At 72.2% G+C, this 22,744-nt stretch carries 25 protein-coding genes; 7 read left to right on the forward strand and 18 right to left on the reverse strand.

The genetic code is table 11. The features are described 5' to 3' along the window. Positions 1-148: 148 nt before the first annotated feature. Entirely contained in the window at positions 149-1,936 is a 1,788-nt protein-coding gene (locus tag AB0J33_RS19465; RefSeq protein WP_363615409.1) for an ABC transporter ATP-binding protein, read from the reverse strand. Between the two features lie 112 nt (positions 1,937-2,048). Further along, a complete protein-coding gene (locus tag AB0J33_RS19470) occupies positions 2,049-3,932 on the reverse strand; it encodes an ABC transporter ATP-binding protein (protein ID WP_363615410.1) in 1,884 nt (627 codons plus the stop codon). A 163-nt stretch (positions 3,933-4,095) separates the two neighbouring features. On the opposite strand from AB0J33_RS19470, the gene AB0J33_RS19475 reads away from it, so the two are divergent. The 3 genes from AB0J33_RS19475 to AB0J33_RS19485 all read left to right on the forward strand — a co-directional run bounded on the left by AB0J33_RS19475 (position 4,096) and on the right by AB0J33_RS19485 (position 7,765). Further along, a complete protein-coding gene (locus AB0J33_RS19475) occupies positions 4,096-4,725 on the forward strand; it encodes a TIGR03085 family metal-binding protein (protein ID WP_363615411.1) in 630 nt (209 codons plus the stop codon). Positions 4,726-4,985: 260 nt separating this feature from the next. Continuing rightward, positions 4,986-5,801, forward strand: coding sequence for a terpene synthase (locus AB0J33_RS19480; protein ID WP_363615412.1), 816 nt, complete (start codon positions 4,986-4,988; stop codon positions 5,799-5,801). Positions 5,802-5,938: 137 nt separating this feature from the next. Beyond that, positions 5,939-7,765, forward strand: a complete 1,827-nt coding sequence (locus AB0J33_RS19485; RefSeq protein WP_363615413.1) for a long-chain fatty acid--CoA ligase — start codon at positions 5,939-5,941, stop codon at positions 7,763-7,765. A 66-nt stretch (positions 7,766-7,831) separates the two neighbouring features. Here AB0J33_RS19485 and AB0J33_RS19490 read toward each other — a convergent pair whose 3' ends face one another. Next, positions 7,832-9,286: a PLP-dependent aminotransferase family protein gene (locus AB0J33_RS19490; protein WP_363615414.1), complete on the reverse strand. Its 1,455-nt coding sequence runs from the start codon at positions 9,284-9,286 to the stop codon at positions 7,832-7,834. A 59-nt stretch (positions 9,287-9,345) separates the two neighbouring features. Between AB0J33_RS19490 and AB0J33_RS19495 the strand changes: the two genes are divergently transcribed. Then, entirely contained in the window at positions 9,346-10,017 is a 672-nt protein-coding gene (locus tag AB0J33_RS19495; protein ID WP_363615415.1) for a hypothetical protein, read from the forward strand. A 102-nt stretch (positions 10,018-10,119) separates the two neighbouring features. After that, complete coding sequence (locus AB0J33_RS19500) at positions 10,120-10,581, forward strand: hypothetical protein (protein WP_363615417.1); 462 nt, start codon at positions 10,120-10,122, stop codon at positions 10,579-10,581. A 42-nt stretch (positions 10,582-10,623) separates the two neighbouring features. On the opposite strand, the gene AB0J33_RS19505 is transcribed toward AB0J33_RS19500, so the two are convergent. Beyond that, positions 10,624-11,166: a GNAT family N-acetyltransferase gene (locus tag AB0J33_RS19505; RefSeq protein ID WP_363615418.1), complete on the reverse strand. Its 543-nt coding sequence runs from the start codon at positions 11,164-11,166 to the stop codon at positions 10,624-10,626. Positions 11,167-11,177: 11 nt separating this feature from the next. Beyond that, positions 11,178-12,395, reverse strand: coding sequence for a helix-turn-helix transcriptional regulator (locus AB0J33_RS19510; RefSeq protein WP_363615419.1), 1,218 nt, complete (start codon positions 12,393-12,395; stop codon positions 11,178-11,180). A gap of 169 nt (positions 12,396-12,564) precedes the next feature. Here AB0J33_RS19510 and AB0J33_RS19515 point away from each other — a divergent pair, with 169 nt between their 5' ends. Then, positions 12,565-12,813: a hypothetical protein gene (locus tag AB0J33_RS19515; RefSeq protein ID WP_363615420.1), complete on the forward strand. Its 249-nt coding sequence runs from the start codon at positions 12,565-12,567 to the stop codon at positions 12,811-12,813. A gap of 184 nt (positions 12,814-12,997) precedes the next feature. Here AB0J33_RS19515 and hisF read toward each other — a convergent pair whose 3' ends face one another. From hisF to hisD, 12 genes are all read right to left on the reverse strand, one after another. Then, on the reverse strand, positions 12,998-13,765 hold the full coding sequence (gene hisF / locus AB0J33_RS19520) for an imidazole glycerol phosphate synthase subunit HisF (RefSeq protein ID WP_363615421.1): 768 nt from the start codon (positions 13,763-13,765) through the stop codon (positions 12,998-13,000). A 73-nt stretch (positions 13,766-13,838) separates the two neighbouring features. After that, the gene (locus tag AB0J33_RS19525; RefSeq protein ID WP_363615422.1) at positions 13,839-14,837 is read right to left on the reverse strand and encodes an NADP-dependent oxidoreductase; all 999 of its coding nucleotides are present in this window, start codon (positions 14,835-14,837) and stop codon (positions 13,839-13,841) included. 46 nt (positions 14,838-14,883) lie between these two features. Next, a complete protein-coding gene (locus tag AB0J33_RS19530) occupies positions 14,884-15,315 on the reverse strand; it encodes an organic hydroperoxide resistance protein (RefSeq protein ID WP_363615566.1) in 432 nt (143 codons plus the stop codon). A 5-nt stretch (positions 15,316-15,320) separates the two neighbouring features. Next, the gene (locus AB0J33_RS19535) at positions 15,321-15,767 is read right to left on the reverse strand and encodes a MarR family transcriptional regulator (protein WP_363615423.1); all 447 of its coding nucleotides are present in this window, start codon (positions 15,765-15,767) and stop codon (positions 15,321-15,323) included. Positions 15,768-15,846: 79 nt separating this feature from the next. Further along, entirely contained in the window at positions 15,847-16,236 is a 390-nt protein-coding gene (locus AB0J33_RS19540) for a RidA family protein (protein WP_363615424.1), read from the reverse strand. Then, on the reverse strand, positions 16,233-16,958 hold the full coding sequence (gene priA, locus AB0J33_RS19545; RefSeq protein WP_091407754.1) for a bifunctional 1-(5-phosphoribosyl)-5-((5-phosphoribosylamino)methylideneamino)imidazole-4-carboxamide isomerase/phosphoribosylanthranilate isomerase PriA: 726 nt from the start codon (positions 16,956-16,958) through the stop codon (positions 16,233-16,235). The genes AB0J33_RS19540 and priA overlap by 4 nt, the downstream gene beginning before the upstream one ends. 14 nt (positions 16,959-16,972) lie before the next feature. Beyond that, positions 16,973-17,296 (reverse strand): hypothetical protein, encoded by a 324-nt coding sequence (locus AB0J33_RS19550; protein ID WP_363615425.1) that lies wholly within the window; start codon positions 17,294-17,296, stop codon positions 16,973-16,975. Positions 17,297-17,332: 36 nt separating this feature from the next. Further along, entirely contained in the window at positions 17,333-17,965 is a 633-nt protein-coding gene (gene hisH / locus AB0J33_RS19555) for an imidazole glycerol phosphate synthase subunit HisH (protein ID WP_363615426.1), read from the reverse strand. Beyond that, a complete protein-coding gene (locus AB0J33_RS19560; protein WP_363615427.1) occupies positions 17,962-18,135 on the reverse strand; it encodes a hypothetical protein in 174 nt (57 codons plus the stop codon). Before AB0J33_RS19560 ends, hisH begins: the two co-directional genes overlap by 4 nt. Before the next feature lie 117 nt (positions 18,136-18,252). Beyond that, positions 18,253-18,864, reverse strand: coding sequence for an imidazoleglycerol-phosphate dehydratase HisB (hisB, locus tag AB0J33_RS19565; protein ID WP_363615428.1), 612 nt, complete (start codon positions 18,862-18,864; stop codon positions 18,253-18,255). Continuing rightward, the gene (locus tag AB0J33_RS19570; RefSeq protein ID WP_363615429.1) at positions 18,861-19,934 is read right to left on the reverse strand and encodes a histidinol-phosphate transaminase; all 1,074 of its coding nucleotides are present in this window, start codon (positions 19,932-19,934) and stop codon (positions 18,861-18,863) included. The genes hisB and AB0J33_RS19570 overlap by 4 nt, the downstream gene beginning before the upstream one ends. Further along, positions 19,931-21,253, reverse strand: coding sequence for a histidinol dehydrogenase (hisD, locus tag AB0J33_RS19575; protein WP_363615430.1), 1,323 nt, complete (start codon positions 21,251-21,253; stop codon positions 19,931-19,933). The genes AB0J33_RS19570 and hisD overlap by 4 nt, the downstream gene beginning before the upstream one ends. A gap of 106 nt (positions 21,254-21,359) precedes the next feature. Between hisD and AB0J33_RS19580 the strand changes: the two genes are divergently transcribed. Beyond that, positions 21,360-22,064, forward strand: a complete 705-nt coding sequence (locus tag AB0J33_RS19580; RefSeq protein ID WP_363615431.1) for an LON peptidase substrate-binding domain-containing protein — start codon at positions 21,360-21,362, stop codon at positions 22,062-22,064. Here AB0J33_RS19580 and AB0J33_RS19585 read toward each other — a convergent pair. After that, complete coding sequence (locus tag AB0J33_RS19585) at positions 21,979-22,671, reverse strand: DUF2567 domain-containing protein (protein WP_363615432.1); 693 nt, start codon at positions 22,669-22,671, stop codon at positions 21,979-21,981. The two genes, AB0J33_RS19580 and AB0J33_RS19585, sit on opposite strands and share 86 nt — an antisense overlap. Positions 22,672-22,744: the final 73 nt, after the last annotated feature.

The following is a 22,744-nucleotide window of genomic DNA, read 5'->3' on the forward strand; positions in this document are numbered from 1 at the left end:
CCGGGGCGGCCCGAGGGCTGCCCCGGCCATGAACAGGGGCGGCCACCATGGGCACCAGGGACGCAACGAACAGTCCGACAGAGGTGACGGAACTGCGAGACTCGTTGACACAGGTGGCACCACTGACAGATTCAACCGTTGGCGGCGCTCACCGGGTCTGCTCCAGCCAGGAGGCGTAGAGCAGGCCGTAGACCGAGTCCGCGTCGCGGACCAGCTCGTCGTGCGGGCCGCGCTGCACCACCCGACCCCGGTCCACCACGATCACCTCGTCGGCCGCCTGGGCCGTGGAGAGCCGGTGCGCGATCGCGAGGGTGGTCCGACCTCTGGTGACCGCGTCCAGGGTGCGTTGCAACCGCACCTCGGTCGCCGGGTCCACCGCGCTGGTCGCCTCGTCGAGCACCAGCAGATCCGGGTCGGCCACGTACGCGCGGGCCAACGCGACCAACTGCCGCTCCCCGACGCTGAGCGCCTCGCCCCGCTCCCCGACGGGCGTGTCCAGGCCCGCCGGCAGCCCCTCCAGCCAGTCCGACAGGCCCAGCTCGGTGAAGGCGGCACTCAGCTGCTCGTCGGTCAGCTCCGGCCGGGCGAACCGAACGTTGTCCCCCACCGTCGCGTCGAAGAGGAACCCGTCCTGCGGCACCATCACCACGCGGGAGCGCAGCGAGTCGAACCGGACATCGGTCAGCGGCACCCCGGACAACAACACCGCCCCGGCCGACGGGTCCATCAGCCGGGTCAGCAACTTGGCGAACGTGGTCTTGCCGCTGCCGGTCTCCCCGACCACCGCCACCCGGCTCTTCGCCGGGATCTCCAGGTCGATGTCGTGCAGCACCGGTGGCCCACCCGGGTAGGCGAACCGCACACCGGAAAACCGGATGTCCAACGGACCGCCCGGCAATCGCCGCCCCTGCTCCCCCGGGTCGGCCACGTCCGGGGCGACATCCAGCACGTCCAGCACCCGACGCCAGCCGGCGATCGCGTTCTGCGCCTCGTTGAGCACCTCGGTGGCGATCTGCACCGGCTGGATGAAGAGCGTCACCAGGAAGAGGAACGCGGTCAGCTGCCCGATCGACAGCGTGCCGTCCACGCCCAGCACCACCCCGAGCACCACCACGCCGGCCAGTGCCAGCCCCGCCGCCAACTCCCCCACCGAGCTGCCCACGATGCTGATCCGGATCGCCCGTTGCTGCGCCAGGCGCTGCCCGTCGATCGCCTCGTCCAGCCGCCGCGACGTGCGCCCCGCGATCCCGTACGCCCGGATCACCGGCGCGCCCACCACGCTCTCGCCGATAGCGCCGAGCAGAGTCCCGGTGCGTTGGCGCACCGTCGCGTACGCCGAGCCGAGGCGGCGCTGCAACTGCCGGATGACGAACACCGCCGGCAGGAACGCGGCCAACACCACAAGGGTCAACTGCCAGGAGTACGCCAACATGACGGCGGTGGTGACCACCAACTGACCCAGATTGACCAGCAGGATCACCCCGCCCCACTGGAGGAACTGGGTGATCTGGTCGACGTCGCTGGTCACCCGCGAGACCAGCGAACCGCGCCGCTCGGACTGCTGGTGCAACATCGACAGGTCGTGCACGTGTCGGAACGCCCGCGTCCGGACGTTGGCCAACGCCGTCTCGCTGACCGTGAACAGCCGGCGCATCATCAGGTAGCCGCAGATCGTGGTGACCGTCAGGATCGCCGCGGTGATCGCCACCACCGTCCAGACCACGTGCAGATTCAGACCACCGACGATGCCCCGGTCGATGCCCTGCTGCACGGCGACCGGCACGGCGACCCGACCGACCATGTAGACCAACGCCAGGGCCAACGTGCCGGCCAGACCGGTCCGCAGCTCCGGCGAGAGCGCCAGACCCCGACGCAGGGTCTGCCAGGTCGTCTCCTCCCGGCCCTCCTGCTCGTCTCTGTCAACGGTTGACGTCACCGGTCCATCTCCGTTCGCGACTGCGGGGCTCCGCTTCGCTGCACTCCTCGCGCTCACCGGTCTTGCCTTCCGTTCGCGACTGCGGGGCTCCGCTTCGCTGCACTCCTCGCGCTCACCGGTCCACCTCGATTTCCAGGCCCGACGGCAGCGGCGCCACGTCGTCGCCGTACGAACTCTCCTGCGCGCGCTCGACCTCGGCCTGCTCGTACGCGGTGACCAGGTCGACGTAGCCGGGCACGGTGGCCAACAACTCGCTGTGGGTCCCCCGGGCGACCACCCGTCCCTGCTCCACGTAGATCACCTCGTCGGCGAGCGCGATGGTGGCCCGGCGGTACGCCACCACCAGGATCGACGCGGCCGGCACCCCGGCCTCGCCGGTCGAGGACCGCAGCCCCGCCAGGATGGCCGCCTCGACTCGAGGATCGACCGCGCTTGTCGCGTCGTCGAGCACCAGCAGGCGGGGCCGACCGGCCAGCGCACGGGCCAGGGTGAGTCGCTGCCGCTGACCGCCGGAGAGCGAGGTGCCCCGCTCGCCGACCATGGTGTCCAGACCGTCGGGCAGCGCGGCGACGAAACCGTCCGCCTCGGCCAGCCGCAGCGCCGCCCAGACCACCTCGTCGTCGACGCCGGGCCGGTCCAGTGCGATGTTGGCGCGGACCGTGTCATCGAAGATGAACGGCACCTGGGCGACCAGGGCCACCGTGCCGGCCAGCGACGCGGCGGTCAGCTCGCGCACGTCCACCCCGTCCAGGCTCACCGTGCCGGAGTCCGGGTCGACGAGGCGCACCGCCAACGAGGTGATGGTGGACTTGCCCGCGCCGGTCGGCCCCACCAGGGCCACCGTGCGACCGGCCGGCACGGTGAAGCCGACCTCGCCGAGGACCTGCGCGCCGGGCGGGTGCGCTTCGGCCGGTGGGTAGGAGTAGTGCACGTCGCTGAAGGTGAGGGTGGCGGGGCCGGAGCCGACCGGGTGGAGCACGCGCTGCCCGTACGGCATCTCGCCGGTGGCGTCGAGCACCCGGCGGACCCGGTCCCAGCCGGCGACGCTGCGCGGCAGCTCGGCCAGCACCCAACCGATGGCACGCACCGGAAAGGCCAGCACGGTGAAGAGGAAGGCCACGCTGACCAGCTCGGTCACGCTGATCGCGCCCTGGCGCAGCCGGAACGCCCCGACCACCAGTACGGCGAGGGTGCCGAGGCTGGGCAGTGTCTCCAGCAGTGGGTCGAAGACGCCGCGCAGCCGGCCGACCGCGATCAACGAGTCGCGCAGTTCGCCGGCCCGGCCCGCGAACCGGGCGGTCTCCTGGGCCTCACGGCCCATCGTCTTGACCACCAGGGCGCCGTCGAAGCTTTCGTGGGCGATCCCGCTGACCTCGGCGCGCAGGCGCTGCGCCCGAGCCTGGCGGGGGGCCATCCGGCGGGAGTAGACGACGTTGAGCGCGAACAGCGCGGGGAAGACCGCGAGGCCGACCAGGGCGAGCGCCCAGTCGGTCGCGAAGAGCGAGACGATCGCGCCGACCAGCATCACCAACGTGCCGACGGCGAACGGCAGCGGCGCGATCGGATACCAGGCCGCCTCCACGTCCGAGTTGGCGTTGGACAGCAGGGTGCCGGTGGAGTTGCGGTGGTGCCAGGACAGCGGCAACTCCAGATAGCGGCGGGTGACCCGGCGGCGGTAGGAGGCCTGGAGGCGGTACTGCATGTAGCCGGCGCCGAGCCGGCGGCCGAAGATGCCCGCGACCCGCAACACGCTGATCCCGAACAACGCCGCCGCGGCCAGCGCCAGGGTGCCCGCCCCCACCTCGCCGCGTTCGATGGCCGGAAGCGCCACCTCACCGATCACCGACCCGACGACCCGGGCGCTGACGATGATCATCCCGCCGAAGAGCACGCTGCCGACGACCGCCACCGCGAAGATCCGCGGCTGCTCACGGATCGCCTGCCGCAGGACCCCCAGCCCTCGACTGAGCACGTCCCGACTTGTCTTGCTCGCCACGCTCTCCCCCGCCGTAAGCCGCAATTATCTCCCTCATCCTTACCGGTCCGGGCCAGCACCGCCGACCCGGACCGGATATGTCGGCCGTCACGTACCGGTTGTCGGCGAGCGGCCCGTCGTCCGCCGTCGCGCGCGCACGGCCCGCCCGGCCTACGATCGGGCCATGCCGCGGTACGCCCGAGCCGAGCGCGAGGCGCTGGCCGATCTCCTGCTGGCCCTCGGGCCGGAAGCCCCGACGATCAACGAGGGCTGGGCGACCCGCGACCTCGCCGCGCATCTGGTGCTGCGGGAGCGCCGCCCGGACGCGGCAGGTGGGATCGTGCTGCCGCCCCTGCGCGGGTACGCCGAGCGGGTTCGTCGGCGGCTCGCCGCCCGGCCGTACCCCGAGTTGGTGGCGCAGGTGCGGCGACCGCCGCGATGGAGCCCGATCAGCAACCCGGTGACCGACGAGTTGGCCAACACCATGGAGTTCTTCATCCACCACGAGGACGTCCGGCGGGCCGGCGCCGGGTGGCAGCCGCGCGACCTGCCCACCGGATTACAGGGCGCGTTGTGGAAACGCGCGACTCCGATGGCCCGGTTGGCACTGCGCCGCTTCCCGGCGGATCTCTACGTGCAGGCGCCCGGCCATGGTGAGTTCTCCGTCGGCCGCGGCGGCGAGCGGCTGCGCCTGGTCGGTGCCCCGGCCGAGTTGGTGCTGTTCTTCTCCGGGCGGCAACGGGTGGCCCGGGTCCAACTGAACGGTTCGACGGAGGCCGCCCGGAGACTGCGTGCCGCCAACCTGGGCATGTGACTCTCTGTACAAAAACAGCCACCAAACGGGTTGTGGAATTCCCCACACCCAGAGAAGCACGCTGATGCCTCCTCCCGTACGCTTCACCGCGCCGCTCTGCGCCGGGCGGCACGAAGTGGGGGCGCACTGTGCGGAGTTTCGCGATTTCGGCGCTGCGGGAGCCCCCGTTTCCCTCGGGGCGCCATGGCGCTACGGAGCAGGTGGCGAGTGAAAGTGTCGAGTGGGCGCGCGCGTTCGGTTTGGTCGATTCCAGTCAACGTGTGCACCGCCTGCAACGGGCTGACGCCGCCGGCCTGGCCGGTCGCGCCTGCCCGGACGGTTCGGTGGACGGGCTGCGGCTGCTCACCGACCTGATCAGCTGGCTCTTCGTGATGGACGATGCCTGCGACGAGGACGGTCTCGGTGCCGACCCGGTCCGACTCGGTCCGGCGATCAGCACCCTGCTCGACGTGCTGGACCGCTGCGGTGACCCGGACGTCGTACCGCCCGCCGTCGGGCCGCTCGGTGACGCGCTGCACGACCTCTGCCGCCGGACCCGGCTGCACGACCACGCGGCGCTGCTGCTGCGGTTCGTCAGCCAGATGCGCGAGTACCTGTTGGCGCTGCTCTGGGAGGCGGGCAACCGGGAGCGACGGCGCGTGCCCGAGGTGGCGGAGTACGTCCAGCTGCGCCGGCACATCGGTGGCGTGCACCCCTGCCTCACCCTGACCGACCTGGCGTCGACACGGCCCACCGGGCCAACCCAGCGCGCCAACCCGGGGTTGGTCGCCCTGGATCTGCTCGCGGTGGACCTGGTCTGCTGGTGCAACGACCTTTTTTCCTACGGCAAGGAGAGCCGGGCCGACCCGGACGCGCACAACCTGGTGACGGTGATCGCGCAGGACACCGACGCGGACGAGGTGACCGCGCTGCGGAGTGCGGCACACCGCTTCAACCAGGGATTGGCGACGTACCTGGACGCGGAGGAGGCGCTGCTGGTCGGGGGCGACGACGACATCCGCAACGCGCTTGCGGCTCGGCGCAACTGGGTCCGGGCGACCTACGACTGGTCGGTGGTGGCTGCCCGGTACGCCTGATCGAGCGCACCGGTCGGCGGGATGCGACGGCCGGTCGATCACCGGGGCTAGCCGATGCACGGTGCCAGGCAATACTCTTCGGTAACCATAATGACGTGACGACCGTCACGCCACCACCCCCGAAGGCGGCTACAGCGATGGCTCTCGATGTACCGTACCGCTCCATCCCGGACATGTTTCTCAAGCGCGTGGCGGCCACCCCCGACCGGAACGCGTTCGCCTCCCCGAACTCCGACGACTCGGGGGCTGTCTGGCTGACCTGGGACCAGGTCGGTCAGCGCGCCAAGGCGGTCGCCGCGGGCCTGCACGGCCTGGGCGTCGGCCAAGAGGATCCGGTGGCGATCCTCGCCAACACCCGGCTGGACTGGGTGATCGCCGACCTCGGCATCATGTGCGCCGGCGGTGCGACCACCACCGTCTACCCGACCACCGAGCCGGCGGACGCGACCTTCATCATCGCCGACTCCGGGTCGAAGGTGTTGTTCGCGGAGAACCCGGCCCAGGCGGCGAAGATCGCCGGTGCGACCCTGCCCGCGCTCACCCACGTCGTGCTCCTCGACGGCGCGGTCGACGCGTCCGCCGCGATTCCGCAGTTGACGCTCGCGGAGTTGGAGGAGCGGGGCGTCCAGGTGCTGGCCGCCGAACCGGATCTGATCGACATGCTGGTGGCCGGCATCGGCCCGGACCACCTGGCCACTCTGATCTACACCTCCGGCACCACCGGCCAACCCAAGGGCGTCGAGCTGCTGCACGGCGGCTGGTGCTGGGAGGCCGTGGCGCAGGCCGAGGTCGGGTTGCTGCGCGACGACGACCTGCAGTACCTGTGGCTGCCGCTGGCCCACTCCTTCGGCAAGACCCTGCTCTGCGGCGCCATCCACGTCGGCCTGCCCACCTACGTCGACGGGCGGGTGGACAAGCTGGTCGACCTGCTGTCGGTCATCCGCCCGACACTGATGTGCGGCGCTCCCCGCGTCTTCGAGAAGGTCTACAACAGGGCGGTGACCACCGCGCAGGGCGCCGGCGGCGCGAAGGCGAAGATCTTCGCCTGGGCCGTCGGGGTCGGCAAGGAGAAGGTCACCCTGGAGCAGGCCGGCAAGCCGGTGCCGGCCGGGCTGAAGCTGCGCTACGGGCTGGCCGAGAAGCTGGTGTTCAGCAAGCTCCAGGCCCGTCTGGGCGGCCGGATGCGGGTGTTGGTGTCCGGTGCCGCGCCGCTCAGCCCGGAGATCGCCACCTTCTTCGCCGCCGCGAACCTGCCGATCTCCGAGGGTTACGGCCTGACCGAGACCAGCGCCGGCAACTTCGTCAACCCTCCGGCGGGGCTGCGGATCGGCACGGTGGGCCGGGCGATGGGTGACCTGGAGTGCCGGATCGACACCGACGGGGAGATCCTGGTGCGGGGCCGGCCGGTCATGCGCGGCTACCACAACCTGCCGGAGGAGACCGCCGCCGCGTTCACCGAGGAGGGCTTCTTCCGTACCGGTGACATCGGCACCCTCGACGAGCAGGGCTACCTACGGATCACCGACCGCAAGAAGGACCTGGTCAAGACCTCGGGCGGCAAGTACATCGCGCCGTCGCACATCGAGGGAATGTTCAAGGCCATCTGCCCATACACCTCGCAGGCGGTCGTCGTCGGTCAGGCCCGCAACTTCTGCACCATGCTGGTCACCCTGGACCCGGACGCGATCCGGGGCTGGGTCGCCGGCGGTCCGCTGGAGGGGCGCAGCTACGGCGAGATCGTCGCCTCGGCCGAGGCCCAGACGATGGTCGAGGAGTACGTCGCCCAGCTCAACGCCAAGCTCAACCGCTGGGAGACGATCAAGAAGGTGGCCATCCTGCCGCGCGACCTGACGATCGAGGACGGCGAGATCACGCCGTCGTTGAAGATCAAGCGGCGTGGTGTGGAGAGCAACTTCGCCGCCGAGATCGACAAGATGTACGCCGGCACCCTCGCCGAGCTCTGACGCCGCGCCGGTGGCCCCGCACCCGAGCGGGTACGGGGCCACCGGCGTCGGTCGGGCGGACGGCGTTCAGGCGATGACGGCCGGCTCGCGCCACCGCTGACGGTCGGCCCGGTCCAGGTCGTAGCGGATCGCCGCGAGCCGATCGACGGCCTCCACCAGGTCCGCCGCGGGCAGGGTGAACGGCAGTCGCAGAAAGCGCTCCAGGGTGCCGTCCAGGCCGAACCGGGGGCCGGGCGCCAGGCGTACGCCGACCTCCTCGGCGGCTCGGGCCAGCGCGCTGGAGACCGGGCCGTCCAACTCCGCCCAGAGCGTCACGCCACCGCGCGGCACGGTGACCCGCCACTCCGGCAGCCGGTGCGCCAGCGCGCCGAGCAGGGCGTCCCGCTGGACGGCCAACTGGACGCGGCGGTCGGCGACGATGGCCTCGGCCTCGGCGAGCAGGTGCACCGCGACCAGTTGGTCCAGCACCGGGCTGGCCATGTCGACCCCGACCCGCACGGCGGCCAGCCGCTGCACCTGCGGCGCGGACGCGCGGACCCAGCCGATCCGCAGGCCACCCCAGTAGGGCTTGCTCATCCCGCCGATGCTGATCACCCGACTGTGCCGGTCGTAGGTGGCGACCGGGGGTGGCAGCTCGGTGCCGTCCATCGCCAGGTCCACGAAGGACTCGTCGATGATCAGGTCGGTGCCGACCGCGTGGGCGGCGGCCACCACGTGCTCGCGGAGCGTGGCGGGCATCAGGTGCCCGGTGGGGTTCTGGAACTCCGGGATCAGGTAGGCCAGCTTCGGCCGGGTCTGCCGGAGGCTGCCGAGCAGCAGGTCGGGCTCCCAGCCGACGTCGGCGGCCAGGCCGTGGGTGCTGACCCGGGCCCGCCGGCCGGCCAGCGCGGCGAGGGCGTTGGGGTAGGTCGGGGACTCGACCAGCACGGTGCCGCCCGGGGCCAGGGCGAGTCGCAGCACCAGATCCAGGGCGTGCTGGGTGCCGCTGGTGACCATGATCTGCTCCGCCGAGGTGGGCAACCCCCGGGCGGTGTACGCGGCGGCCACCGCCTCGCGCAGCTCGATGATGCCGGTCGGGTGGTAGCCGGCCCCGCTCAGGTATCGGGGCAGGTCCTCGGTGGCGGCCCGTGCCGCCGACAGCAGTTGCGGCGGGGCGGCCAGCGCGGCGACGCCGAGATCGAGCATCTCCCGGTCGTCCAGCGGGGTCCACAGGCCGGTGCTGGCCACCCGGTGGTTGCCGGGCAGCATCGTCCAACTGCCGGCGCCCCGACGGCTGGCCAGGTGCCCGGTCTCGCGCAGCTGGCGGTACGCGGCGGTGACGGTGGTCCGGCTGATCCGCAGCGCCTCGGCCAGCTCCCGTTCGGCCGGCAGACGGACGCCCAGCGGCAGCCGTCCGTCGGCGAGCAGCCCGCGTACCGCGCCGGCCAGAGCGGCGTAGTCCGGGCTGCGTCGGCGGCCCGGCAGCGCATGCCACTGCCCGAGCAGACGGGCCAATTGGACGCCGCGCACCTGCCCGGTCATAGCCACTCCTCGGATATTGGCTTCTTCCTCGACGAGGATTGGCACCTAGGGTGGCATGCATGGAACTGCTTGGCAATCTGCGGCACCGGCCGGTTCGACGGTTGGTCCAGCTCTACCTCGGGCTCGCGCTGTACGGCGTCAGCATGGCCCTGATGATCCGTTCCCACCTGGGCCTCGACCCGTGGGACGTGTTCCACCAGGGGCTCTCCGAGTTGACCGGGCTGTCCTTCGGCACGGTCACCATCGGCGTCGGCGCGCTGGTCCTGCTGCTCTGGATCCCGCTGCGGCAGCGACCCGGCCTCGGCACGGTCAGCAACGTCGTGGTGATCGGTCTGGTCGTGGACGCCACACTGGCCCTCCTGCCCACCGGTGGCCCGCTCAGCGTCCGGATCGCGCTGCTGATCACCGGGATCGTCGCCAACGGCGCCGCCACCGCCCTCTACCTCGGTGCCAATCTGGGCCCCGGCCCCCGCGACGGCTTGATGACCGGTTACGTGGCCCGCCGGCCCGGCCGGTCGGTCCGGCTGGTGCGCACCGTCATCGAGGTCACCGTGTTGGCGCTCGGCTGGCTGCTCGGCGGCACGGTCGGCGTGGGCACCGTCGCGTACGCGCTGGCCATCGGTCCGCTGGCGCAGTTCTTCATCCCGCTGTTCGCCGTTGCGGAGGGTGCCGCACCCGGCAGCGCGGTGCCCCCGCCGGGCAGCGCCGCCCCGGCCGCCCCGACCGGCTGAACCCTCACCGACCGTCCGCGAGCCGGTACGTCGTGGTGGTGCGGCGTACCGGATGCGGGGGTGGGTGTTCCCTTCCGGGACGCGCGCCGTCATCATCTCTGCATGGGGGAGAACGGTTGGCGCTGGACGGACGCCTGGATCTTCGTGTCGCTCGTCATCGCGAGCGGCGCCGGGCGGCACCGTCGGTCGGCGACAAGTCGACGGCCCGAGGGCGTCCGCCTGACCGACGTGCTCTCCACCGCCGACCACCTCAACCACGCGATCCCGCAGCGGCACGAGGTGGAGGCCGCAGTGCAGCGGCTGGTCGGCGCCGGGTTGGTCAGCGTGGCCGACGGCTGGTTCCGGATCACCGCCGAGGGTGAGCAGCTGTGGCGCACCCGGCCGCGCGCGGGTGTCGCGACCATGGTGGACACCGTGCAGGGTGTGCTGACCCGCCGGCACGCGCCGGGCAGCGCCGACTGGATCCTGGACGAGGCCGACCACGCGGCTGCCGTGCAGGAGTACGCGGTCCGGTCGATCCCCACGCCGCGTCGGTCACCCGAGGGGCACTCCGGCGGAAGCTGACCTCTGTCGTCGCGATGCTCGGGCGGCGGAGGCGGACGGGGATCAGCGACGCCGGACCGGCGCAACGGGCAGCGGCAGGACCAACAGGTGCATGGGTGTGCCGTCGGGCATCGCTGACCCGCCGACCTGCTGCCATCCCGCGCGCTGGTAGACGGCACGGGCCGGTGCTGCCGGGTTGGACGCGAGGGTTGCCCACCGCTCGGGCCGCCCGTCGAGGAGCCGACGGATGAGTTCCGCGCCGATGCCGGCACCGCGCCGGTCGGGATGCACAATCCACTCCATCACCGCGAACTTGTCGGCGGCCCGTAGATCGGTAGAGGGCTCGGTGTCGGCGCGCGTCCACCAACGGCCGGCTGGCAACCTCCACCCGTACGCCGCACCCACCAGCACGCCCCCGTCTTCGGCAACGACGAGAGTGAACCCGTCGCGTCGCGCCTCGTCGGGCAGACCATTGGCGAAGCCGGCCACCTGCTCCGGTCCCTCGGCGTACGGTGGCTCGGCGTAGACGACCGCGTACAGATGCACCAGCGACGAAAACACCGCCGTGGCCGATTCGGCGGTGTGCACGCTGTACGTCACCGGCATAGCGGATCAGCCTAGGCCCGAACCCGGTCGGCGAGATCCGCGAACGCCGGCCCTGACCGCTCGGTCGTGGGTACGGCAGCCGTGACCTGGGCGGCCACCGACCGCAGCAGGTGGTTGTGGAGGCGGACTGGCAGCGCGTCGAGGGTGTCGGCGGCATGCCGCAACCCGTCGGGAATGTGCCCGCCCCGAATCAGCCGGGCAGACTGATGCAGTTGCACCTGCGCACGTAACCGCGCCTGCGACGCCGGGTACAGGTCGAGGGCCCGCTCCTGCGCGGCCTCCGCTTCGACCAGACGGCCGGCGTGCGTGTACACCCACGATTCAGTGTGGTGAAGCCGATGCTCCGGCCACCCCCACAACGACTCCACGTCGCCCGCGATCGCGGCTGGTAGCTGCTGGGCCAGGTCGGCGAGTTGCCGCACCGTCGCCACCGCCTCCGTATGCCGGCCGGCCAACGACAGCGCTTGGGAACGGCCGGCGAGCAACCCGCACGCCGCCGACGTGGCCTCTCGGCCCAGCAGAGGCAATGCGCTGTCCGACAGGGCGACGATCGCCGACGGTCGACGTCCGTCGTAGCATCCGTTCACCACGTCCCACGCCCGCACCAACAGTCGAGTGTCCGTATCCCCGGATTCGCCGGCAACGCGATGCGCGGTCTGCCACCAGCGGCGACCCATCACGGTCTGCCCCGACGCGACAAGGCTCAACGCGACGATGACGGATAGGCGCGCGGCAGCTCGCAGAAGGCCAGGTCGACGCCGACCAGTGTCGGCTGCGACCTGGTGTTGCAGCACGGTTAGGTCGGCTTTCAGCTGGGCCATCAGCGCGGGACGCGCTTGCCGGTAGTAGCTGTGGCCATACTCGGCCGCGATCTGCTCCCACTCGTCGTGGTTGGGCGTCACCGCGTCGCCGAGGCCATGGCGAAGGGCTTCGAACCCTGCCAGAGGTGCGACGGCGGGGGCAGCGGCCAAGGTGGTCATGGCACGCAGCATGGTGCGTCTGTGCATGTCGGTGGCACCGGCACGATCGGTCCGGTACGCCTCGACGAGCGCGCCGTCAGCGTTCAAGGCCCGATCGCAGGCCGCGGCCAGCGCATCGGTGGGACGGCGTCCACCACGCTCCACCTGAGCGATGTGGCTGTACTGGAAATGGATGAGCGAACCGAGCTGCCGCAGGGACAGCCCGGCACTCTCGCGATGCCGCCTGAGTAGCTGCCCGAAGGTGTCCATCTCCGACCCCCAGCGTGTGCAGGAGCGTGTGCACACCGCGCACGCCTGCCGTAGGCCCAGCTTATCGGCCACGCTCGAAGTGTCAGACCATCTGGCGCAGCAGCTTCCGACGGAATCGACGGGAACTGTGTCCGCCGGTGATGTCCACACCTTGCCCTCGGAGCCGAACATGACCGACAGCCTTCAGGTTCCTGCGGGCACCCTGCTGCACCTGCTGGCGTGGGAGATCAGCCCGAATCCGACCAATCGCGACGAACTGGTGTGGACGGTGGTGGTGGACCCGCAGCATGTCGGCGGCATGGTGCGGTTGCGGGGGCACACGTGCGCTGGCCCCGTACCAGATTGTGCCCGCGGGTGGTGCTTCGAGGCGCAGGTGTCGGTCGCCGCCATCCACGCGAACACGGATGGAACGCGGTGAGTGCGCCCAGCCCGGAGCAACTGGCCCGATGGTGGCGAATTCTGGCCGAGCACGAGCAGCGACACGGGCGATGCCCGATCTGCGGCACGTGCGCCCGGTGCTGGGCATGGGCTGGAGCGTTCGCGAATCTGATCGCGCACGACGCATACCACCTGGGCCCGGCGCGGACGGCGGCCCCGCCTGGCTAGCGCACCGGGTGGCCTTCGAGGCGCAGCGCGTCCTTGACCTCGGCCACGGTCAACTCGCCGAAGTGGAAGACGCTGGCGGCGAGCACCGCGTCCGCGCCGGCGCCGATCGCGGGCGGAAAATGGGCCACCTCGCCGGCGCCGCCACTGGCCACCACCGGCACGTCCACCACCGCGCGCACCGCGGCGATCAACTCCAGGTCGAAGCCCGCCTTGGTGCCGTCGGCGTCCATCGAGTTGAGCAGGATCTCCCCCGCACCCAACTCGGCGCCCCGGTGCGCCCACCACACCGCGTCGATGCCGGTGCCGCGCCGACCGCCGTGCGTGGTGACCTCGAAACCACTGGGCGTGCCACCGTCGCGCGATCGGCGCACGTCGAGGGAGAGCACGAGCACCTGCCGGCCGAACCGGTCGGCGATCTCGGCGATCAACTCCGGACGGGCGATGGCGGCGGTGTTCACGCCGACCTTGTCCGCCCCGGCGCGCAGCAGCGTGTCCACGTCGGCGACCTGTCGGACCCCGCCACCGACGGTCAGCGGGATGAACACCGACTCGGCGGTGCGGCGCACCACGTCGAGCATGGTGCCCCGGTCACTGGAGGACGCGGTGACGTCGAGGAAGGTCAGCTCGTCCGCGCCGGCCCGGTCGTACGCGGCGGCCAGCTCCACCGGGTCGCCGGCGTCGCGCAGGTCGAGGAAGTTGACCCCCTTGACCACCCGTCCGGCGTCCACGTCCAGACAGGGGATCACCCGTACCGCCACCGTCATGCCGCGAGCCTATCCTCCGCACCCGACACGGCGGTCGACCCGATCGGGTCGACCGCCGGGAGAGAGGTCGGCGTCACACGCGGACGAGCATCTTGCCGAGGTTGTCGCCGCGCAGCAGGCCGAGGAACGCGGCCGGGGCGTTCTCGATGCCGTCCACGATCGTCTCGTCGTAGGACAGCGTGCCGTCGCGCAGCCACCCGGCGACGTCGCGCAGGAACGCCGGACGGGCGTCGCCGTGGTCGTTGACCAGGAACCCGCGCAGGGTGAGCCGCTTGCCGATGACCAGCGCGAGGTTGCGCGGCGCGGCCGGCGGTTCGGTGGCGTTGTACTGCCCGATCATTCCGCAGATGGCGGCCCGACCGTGCAGGTTCATGGCCGAGATCGCCGCCTCCAGGTGGTCGCCACCGACGTTGTCGAAGTAGACGTCGACACCGTCCGGGGCGGCCGCCCGCAGCGACTCACGGACCGGCCCGTCGTGGTAGTCGAAGGCGGCGTCGAAGCCCAGCGCCCGCAGCCGCTCGACCTTGGCCGGCGAGCCGGCGCTGCCGATCACCCGGCCGGCGCCCTTGAGTTTGGCGATCTGGCCGACCAGGCTGCCCACCGCGCCGGCTGCGGCGGAGACGAAGACCGTCTCACCGGGCTTCATCGCGGCCACCTCCAGCAGCCCGGCGTACGCGGTCAGCCCGGTCATGCCGAGCACGCTCAGGTACGCGCTGACCGGGGCGATGCTCGGGTCGACCGGGCGGGCGGCGGTGGCGTCGAGCAGCGCGTACTCCCGCCAGCCCAGCCCGTGCAGGACGGTGGTCCCGACGGCGACGTCCGCCGCCTCGCTGGCCACCACCTCGCCGATCGCGGCGCCGTCGAGCGGCGCGTCGAGCGCGAACGGCGCCACGTACGACTTGACGTCGTTCATCCGTCCGCGCATGTACGGGTCGACGGACATGAACTGGTTGCGGACCACGATCTGGCCCGGTCCGGGCGTCGGGACGTCGGTCTCGACGAGCCGGAAGGTGTCTTCGGTGGGCCAACCCTGGGGGCGGCTGGCCAGGTGGATCTCACGGTTGCTGGTCACGGGGTGGTCGTCCTCTCGTCCGCGGATGGGGGCCTCGGGCCGCGCGTCACGCGGGTAGGGTCTCGCGGACGGTCAGCGTGACGTCGATGTTGCCGCGGGTGGCGTTGGAGTACGGGCAGACCTGGTGGGCCTGCTCGACCAGCTGCTCGGCGACGTCGCGGGGCGCGGCGGGCAGGTCGACGACGAGCTGCACGGTGAGCCCGAAGCCGCCGCTGCCGTTCGGGCCGATGCCCACCTCGGCGCCGACCACGGAGCCGGTCACGTCGGCCTTGGCCCGGCGGGCCACCAGCCGCAGCGCGCCGTGGAAGCAGGCCGCGTAGCCGGCGGCGAAGAGCTGCTCGGGATTGGCCCCGCCACCGGCGCCGCCCATCTCCTTCGGCACGGCCAAATCGAGCGCGAACGTGCCGTCGGAGGTCTCGACGTGGCCGTCCCGGCCGTCGCCGCTGGCGGTCGCGGACGCGGTGTAGAGCACCTGCATGATGGTCACTGCTCCTTCTGTCGGTGGATGGTGTCGGTGACCCGGGTGAGGGTGTCGCGCAGCGCGACCAGCTCACCGAGGCCCAGCCCGGTGGCCTGCGCGATCCGCAGCGGAACGTCGCAGAGCTGCTCGCGCAGCGCCCGGCCCTGCTCGGTGATGCCCACCTCGACCCGCCGCTCGTCGCGGGCCGACCGCTGCCGCACCACCAGGCCCGCCGCCTCCAACCGCTTGAGCAGCGGGGAGAGCGTGCCGGAGTCCAGCCGCAGCTCGGCGCCCAGCTCGGAGACCGTGGGGGCGTCGTCGGGACGCTCCCAGAGCACCAGCAGCACCAGGTACTGCGGGTAGGTCAACCCGACCTCGTCGAGGATCGGCCGGTAGACGTCGGTCAGTGCGCGCGACGCGGCGTAGAGCGCGAAGCACACCTGCCGGCGCAGCACCAGGTCATCGGTCACCGGTGAACCGTAGCCCACAATTAAGTTGTGCACAACTTATCGGGCTGCGGAACGGCCCGCCGGCCGCCGGGCACGCACCTCAGCGATCGCCGAGGTACGCCTCCAACTCCACCTCGACCAGGTGCTCCGGGTCCAGCAGACCGGCCACCACCACCAGGGTCGCCGCCGGCCGGACCGCGCCGAAAACCGCGTTGTGCGCCCGGCCCACCTCGTCGGCGTGCAGCCGGTCCGTCACGTACATCCTGGTCCGAATCACGTCACCCGGCTCCGCACCCACCTCGGCGAGCGCGGCCAACCCGATCCGCAACGCCTGCGCGGTCTGCGCGGCGGCGTCACCGACGTGCGTCACACGACCATCCACCGTCGCCGTGCAACCGGCCGTGAAGGCCCGGTCGCCGGCCCGGACCACCCGGGAATAGCCGTAGTGCTGCTCCCACGGGCCGCCCGACCCGAGCCGGGTCGTCGTCACGCCTCGGCCAACGTCCGCAACGCCTCGGCCACCGTGAAGGCGCCCGCGTAGAGCGCCTTGCCGGCGATGACGCCCTCCACACCGGCCGACTCCAGCGTCGCCAACGCCCGCAGGTCGTCCAACGTGGACACCCCACCGGAGGCGATCACCGGCCGGTCGGTACGGGCGCACACCTCGCGCAGCAGATCCAGGTTCGGCCCGCGCATCGTGCCGTCCTTGGTGATGTCGGTGACCACGTACCGGCTCGCGCCCGCCTTGTCCAGCCGCTCCAGCACCTCGTACAGGTCACCGCCGTCGCGGGTCCAACCCCGCGCGGACAGGGTGTGACCCCGCACGTCCAGCCCGATGGCCACCCGGTCGCCGTACTCCGCGACCACCCGGTCACACCACACCGGGTCCTCCAGGGCGGCGGTCCCGATGTTCACCCGGGCCGCCCCGGTGCCCAGCGCCGCCCGCAGCGACTCGTCGTCCCGGATGCCCCCGGACAGCTCCACCTTCACGTCCAACTGGCGCACCACCTCGGCGAGCAGGTGCGCGTTGGTGCCCCGACCGAACGCCGCGTCCAGGTCGACCAGGTGAATCCACTCGGCGCCGTCCTGCTGCCAGGCCAACGCGGCGTCCAACGGGTCGCCGTAGATGCTCTCGCTTCCGACGGCGCCCTGCACGAGCCGGACGGCCCGGCCGTCGGCGACATCAACGGCGGGTAACAGGGTGAGGCTCACGGTCTTCTCCTCGATCAGGTACGACGGTCCAGGGCGATCACCACGATCGCCGGCAGTACGAGCAGCAAGAGCACGATCAGCGCGATACGCAACGCCAGGTTGTCGACGAACGTCCAGATCAGGATCAGCGCCGCACCGCTGAGCAGCACGATCGCGGCCCGCTCACCCCGGGTGTGCCGAGCCAGCCGCCCGGAGCGACCCCGCCGCAGCCGCGGCGTCAACCGGCGGACAACCGCCCGACGGCGTTGCCTTCGCGCCACCTGGCGCTGGCGGACCGCCCGCTCCCGGGCCTGCTCCGCCTCCCGCTCCGCCCGTCGACGGGCGCGTTCCCTGCTCACCGCGACGCCCGTCGACCGGGCACCGCGCGACGACGCTCAGCCACCGCTGGGCAGCGTGGCGAGCCAGTTACGCAACAACGCGGCACCGGTGTCGGCGGACTTCTCCGGGTGGAACTGGGCCGCCGACAACGAGCCGCGCTCCACCGCCGCGACGAAATCCGTGTCGTGGTGGGCGGTGGTCACCGTGGCGCCGGCAGCGGCCAGCGCCGCCGGATCGCCCATCGCGTACGAGTGGACGAAGTAGAACCGGCTCTGCTCCGGCAGACCAGCGAACAGCACCGACTCCCGGGGTGCCCGGACCGTGTTCCAGCCCATGTGCGGCAACCGGGCAGCGTCCAGCCGGGTCACCCCGCCGGGCAGCAGCCCCAGCCCCTTGGTCACCACACCGTGCTCGTCACCGTGCTCGAAGAGCACCTGCATACCCACGCAGATGCCGAGCACCGGACGGCCGGCGGCCACCCGTTCGGCGATCACCGGGCCGGCGCCCAGCGCCTCGATACCGGCCATGCACGCCGCGTACGCGCCCACACCCGGCACCACCAGACCATCGGCGGCAGCCGCGGCGGCCAGGTCGTCGGTCACCCGGACATCCGCGCCGGCGGCGGCCAACGCCCGCTCCGCGGAGCGCAGGTTGCCCGAGCCGTAGTCGAGCACCACCACGTCACTCACGTGCCCTCCCCCGGCAGCAGCCAGAGCACCCCACCGACAGTGGCGAGCACCGCGAGCAGCGCGGTGAGGACCACCGCGCCCTTCGGCGCGCCCTGCCGGTGGAGCGACCAGGCCCCACCGACCAGCACCCCGGCCAGGATCAGCAACAACGTCGGCAACGCGGCACCCATCAGAGCCACCCCTCATTCGCGACTTCGGGGCTCCGCTGCGCTGCACTCCTCGCGCTCATCAGAGCCACCTTCCATTCGCGACTGCGGGGCTCCGCTGCGCTGCACTCCTCGCGCTCATCAAAGCGCGCCCTTCGTGCTCGGGATCGCGCCCGCCGATCGCGGATCGATCGAGGTGGCCTCGCGCAACGCGCGGGAGACCGCCTTGAACTGCGCCTCCACCACGTGGTGCGCGTCTGGGTGGCCACCCGGCCGGGCCGCCCGCAGCACATCGACGTGCAGCGTGACCCGGGCCGCCTGACCGAAGGACTCCCAGATGTGCCGGGTCATGCTCGTCGCGTACACCGGCCCGATGTACGGGGCGAGCACCGGCTCGTCATGCACCACGTACGGCCGACCGGAGAGGTCCACGGCGGCCCGGACCAGCACCTCGTCCATCGGCACGGTCGCCGAGCCGTACCGCCGGATGCCGGCCTTGTCGCCGAGCGCCTGGTCGAACGCGGCGCCCAGGGCGAGCGCGGTGTCCTCGATCGTGTGGTGCGCGTCGATCTCCAGGTCACCGACGGTCTGCACGGTCAGGTCGAAGCCACCGTGCCGGGCGATCTGGTGCAGCATGTGGTCGTAGAAGCCGACGCCGGTGCTGATCTCGGCGGCGCCGGTGCCGTCGAGATCGATCTCGACGAGGACCTTGGTCTCCTTGGTGATCCGCTCCACCCGGGCGGTCCGACTCATCGCTTCGTCTCCATGGCAGTAAGGAAGGCGTCGGTCTCGGCGGCGGTGCCCGCGGTCACCCGCAGCCAGCCGGGTAGGCCGACGTCGCGGACCAGCACGCCCTGTGCCAGCAGGGCGTTCCAGACGATGGTCTGGTCGCCGCCCACCTCGAAGAGCACGAAGTTGGCGTCGCTGTCGGCGACCCGCAACCCCCGCTCGCGCAGCGTCGCCACGATCCGGTCCCGCTGCGCCATGATCGCGCTCACCGTACCGAGAAGGGCGTCGCGGTGGGCCACCGCCGCGCGCGCGGCGGCCTGGGTGAGCGCGGAGAGATGGTACGGCAAACGAACGAGCTGCACCGCCCGTACCACCGCCGGGTCGGCGGCCAGGTAACCCAGCCGGCCGCCGGCGAAGCCGAACGCCTTGCTCATCGTCCGGGTGACCACCAGCCGCGGGTGGCCGGGCAGCACCGCGAGGGCGCTGACCGTCCCGGGTCGGGCGAACTCGGCGTACGCCTCGTCGACCACCACCATGCCCGGCGCGACGTCGAGCACCGCGGCGATCACCGCCGGGTCCAGCGCGGTGCCGGTGGGGTTGTTCGGGGAGCAGAGGAAGACCACGTCGGGCTGGTGCTCGCGAACCTGGGCGACCGCCTCCTCGGCGGTCAGCCCGAAGTCGACGCCGCGCTCGGCCGGCACCCACCGAGTGCCGGTGCCGAGGGCCAGCAGCGGGTGCATGGAGTACGCCGGAACGAAGCCGAGCGCGCTGCGCCCCGGCCCGCCGAACACCTGGAGCAGCTGCTGCTGGATCTCGTTGGAGCCGTTGGCCGCCCACACCTGCTCGACGGTGAGCCCGTGCCCGAGATAGTCGGCCAGGTCGGTGCGCAGCGCCACCGCGTCCCGGTCCGGGTAACGGTTCAGCTCGCGCAGCTCGGCCGCGAGCGCCTTGCCGATCGCCTCGACCACCGGCTCCGGCACCGGGTGGGAATTCTCGTTGGTGTTGAGCCGCACCGGCACGTCCAGCTGCGGCGCCCCGTACGGCGACAGCCCCCGCAGGTCGGCACGGATCGGCAGCTCGTCGAGGCTCGTCACGCCGACGCTCCGGGGAAACGGGCCTGGACCGCCTGGCCGTGCGCGGGCAGGTCCTCCACGTTGGCGAGGGTGACCACGTGCGGCGCCACGTCGCGCAGCGCGGCCTCGGTGTACTCGATGAGGTGGACACCGCGCAGGAACGACTGCACCGACAGCCCGGAGGAGTGCCGGGCGCAGCCACCGGTGGGCAGCACGTGGTTGGACCCGGCGCAGTAGTCACCGAGCGACACCGGCGACCACGCGCCCACGAAGATCGCCCCGGCGTTGCGCACCCGCAGCGCCCACTCCCGGGCGTCGACCGTCTGGATCTCCAGGTGCTCGGCCGCGTACGCGTCGACCACCCGCAGCCCCGCTTCGAGATCGTCGACCAGCACCACGCCGCTCTGCTCCCCGGTCAGCGCCGTGGTCACCCGCTCGGCGTGCTTGGTCGCCGGCACCTGCCGGGCCAGCTCCGCCTCGACCGCCTCGACCAAGGCCAGCGACGGGGTGACCAGCACGCTCGCGGCGAGCGGGTCGTGCTCGGCCTGGCTGATCAGGTCGGCGGCGACGTGCGCCGGGTCGGCCGTGTCGTCGGCCAGGATGGCGATCTCGGTCGGGCCGGCCTCGGCGTCGATGCCGACCACGCCGCGCAGCAGCCGCTTGGCCGCGGTCACCCAGATGTTGCCGGGGCCGGTGATCAGGTCGACGGGGTCGCACCGCAGCTCGCCCGCCGGGTCCACCGCGGCGCCGTACGCCAGCATCGCCACCGCGTGGGCACCACCCACGGCGTACACCTCGTCGACGCCGAGCAACGCGCACGCGGCGAGCACGCGGGGGTCGGGCAGGCCGCCGTTGTCCTTCTGCGGCGGGCTGACCACCACCAGCGAGCGCACCCCGGCCGCCTGGGCCGGCACCACGTTCATCACCACCGTCGACGGGTACATCGCCAGGCCGCCGGGCACGTAGAGGCCGACCCGGTCGACCGGCAGCCACCGCTCGGTGACCGTGCCGCCCGGCACCACCTGGGTGGTGTGGTCGGTGCGTCGCTGGTCGTCGTGCACCCGACGGGCCCGACTGATCGACTCCAGCAACGCGGCACGCACCGCCGGGTCGAGCACCCCCTCGGCCTCGGTGATCGCCTCGACCGGCACCCGCAGCACCTCCGGGGAGATGCCGTCGAAGCGCTCGCTGGCCTCCCGGATCGCCGGGTACCCATGCTCACGGACCGCCTCCACCAGAGGCCGGATGCGCTCGACGGCAACCGACACGTCGAGCTGGGCACGGGGCAGCAGGCGGCGCGGGTCACCGAGACCGTCGCGCAGGTCGATCCGATTCAGCACCCTTGCGAGTCTAGGCGGCCGTCCCGACGTCCACCCGAGCCGCCCGTACGCCGGGACGGTGAGCCGGGCCACGCCCGGCGACGCGAGATTGGTTAGGCTCGACCATGTGACCGCACGGCTGCCGGTGTTCCCGCTCGCAACGGTGCTCTTCCCCGGGTTGGTGCTGCCGCTGCACATCTTCGAGGAGCGCTACCGGGCGCTGGTCCGACACCTGGTCGACCTGCCCGAGGGCGCGCCGCGTGAGTTCGGCGTGGTGGCCATCCAGGCCGGCTGGGAGGTCGCGCCCGCCGGTCCCGGCGGTCGGGCGACGCCGGGCGCCGGTGAGGTCACCCTGCACGAGGTGGGCTGCACCGCCGAGCTGCGCCAGGTGACCGAGCTGGCCGATGGCGGTTTCGACATCGTCACGGTCGGCCGGCGTCGTTTCCGGATCGCGGAGGTCGACGACCACGCGGCGCCCTATCTGACCGCCGACGTCGAGTGGCTGCCCGATCCCGGCGGCCCGGACGAGGTGGCCGATCTGCTGGCCGCCCGCGTGATCGCGGTGTTCCGGCAGTACCTCGGTCTGATCCGCTCCGACCCGGAGGAGATCTCCGAGCAGTTGCCGGAGGATCCGACGGTGCTCTCGCACCTGGTGGCGGCGACCGCGGCGCTCACCGTCGACGACCGGCAGCGGCTGCTGGCGATCGACGACACCGCCTCCCGGCTGCGCGCCGAGCTGCGGCTGCTCAACCGCGAGGCGGCTCTGTTGCGTCAGGTGCGGGCGGTTCCGGTGCCGCTGGCGGAGCTGGCGTCCCCACCGACACCCAACTGAACTCCGCCGGGTCGGGTTCCGGGCGCAGCCCCGGCCACCGCGACCAACCGGCCAGCAGGGTGTACATGACCGCGGCGCCGAACGCCGGCAGCAGCAGGTTGCCGTGCGGCACCGGCAGCACACCGAGCAGCCAGTCGACCCCGCCGGCCCGCAGGTCGGCGGGTTTGCTGAAGGCCTGCCCGGCCGGGGCCGTCGCCAGCAACCGGTCGAAGGTGGCCAGGCCGATCCGCCGCCCCACCTGCCAGGCCACCGGCGCGGCGACCAGACTGCCGAGCACCGCGGCGAGCAGCCCGACCGGGCCGCGCCGCCGACGCAGCAGGAACCACAGCGCGAGCGCCACGAGCAGCCCGAAGGCGAGCCCGAGCAGGCTGAACCACCCGTCGGCGGCGATGGGTTGCTCCGGTTGCGGCTCGGCGTAGATCGCGCCCTCGGCGGTCTTCAGCACCGGCGTGTCCGGCGCGAGCGCGGCCCAGAGCAGCCCGAGGGGGGCACCCAGCACGGCAAGCGCGAGCACCGCGCCCAGCACCGTGGCCACGGCACGCAGCGGACGTCGCGGCTCGTCGAACCGCAGCTCCAGTGAGCTCTGGTACGCCGCCGAGGCGGACACATCGCCGGGGTCGAACCCGGCCGGTGGCGTCCCGGTCGGCCCGACGGCGTCCGGCGATGTGTCGGGCGGCGGT

This window comes from Micromonospora sp. NPDC049645, from assembly GCF_040675155.1.
Classification (GTDB): Bacteria; Actinomycetota; Actinomycetes; order Mycobacteriales; family Micromonosporaceae; genus Micromonospora.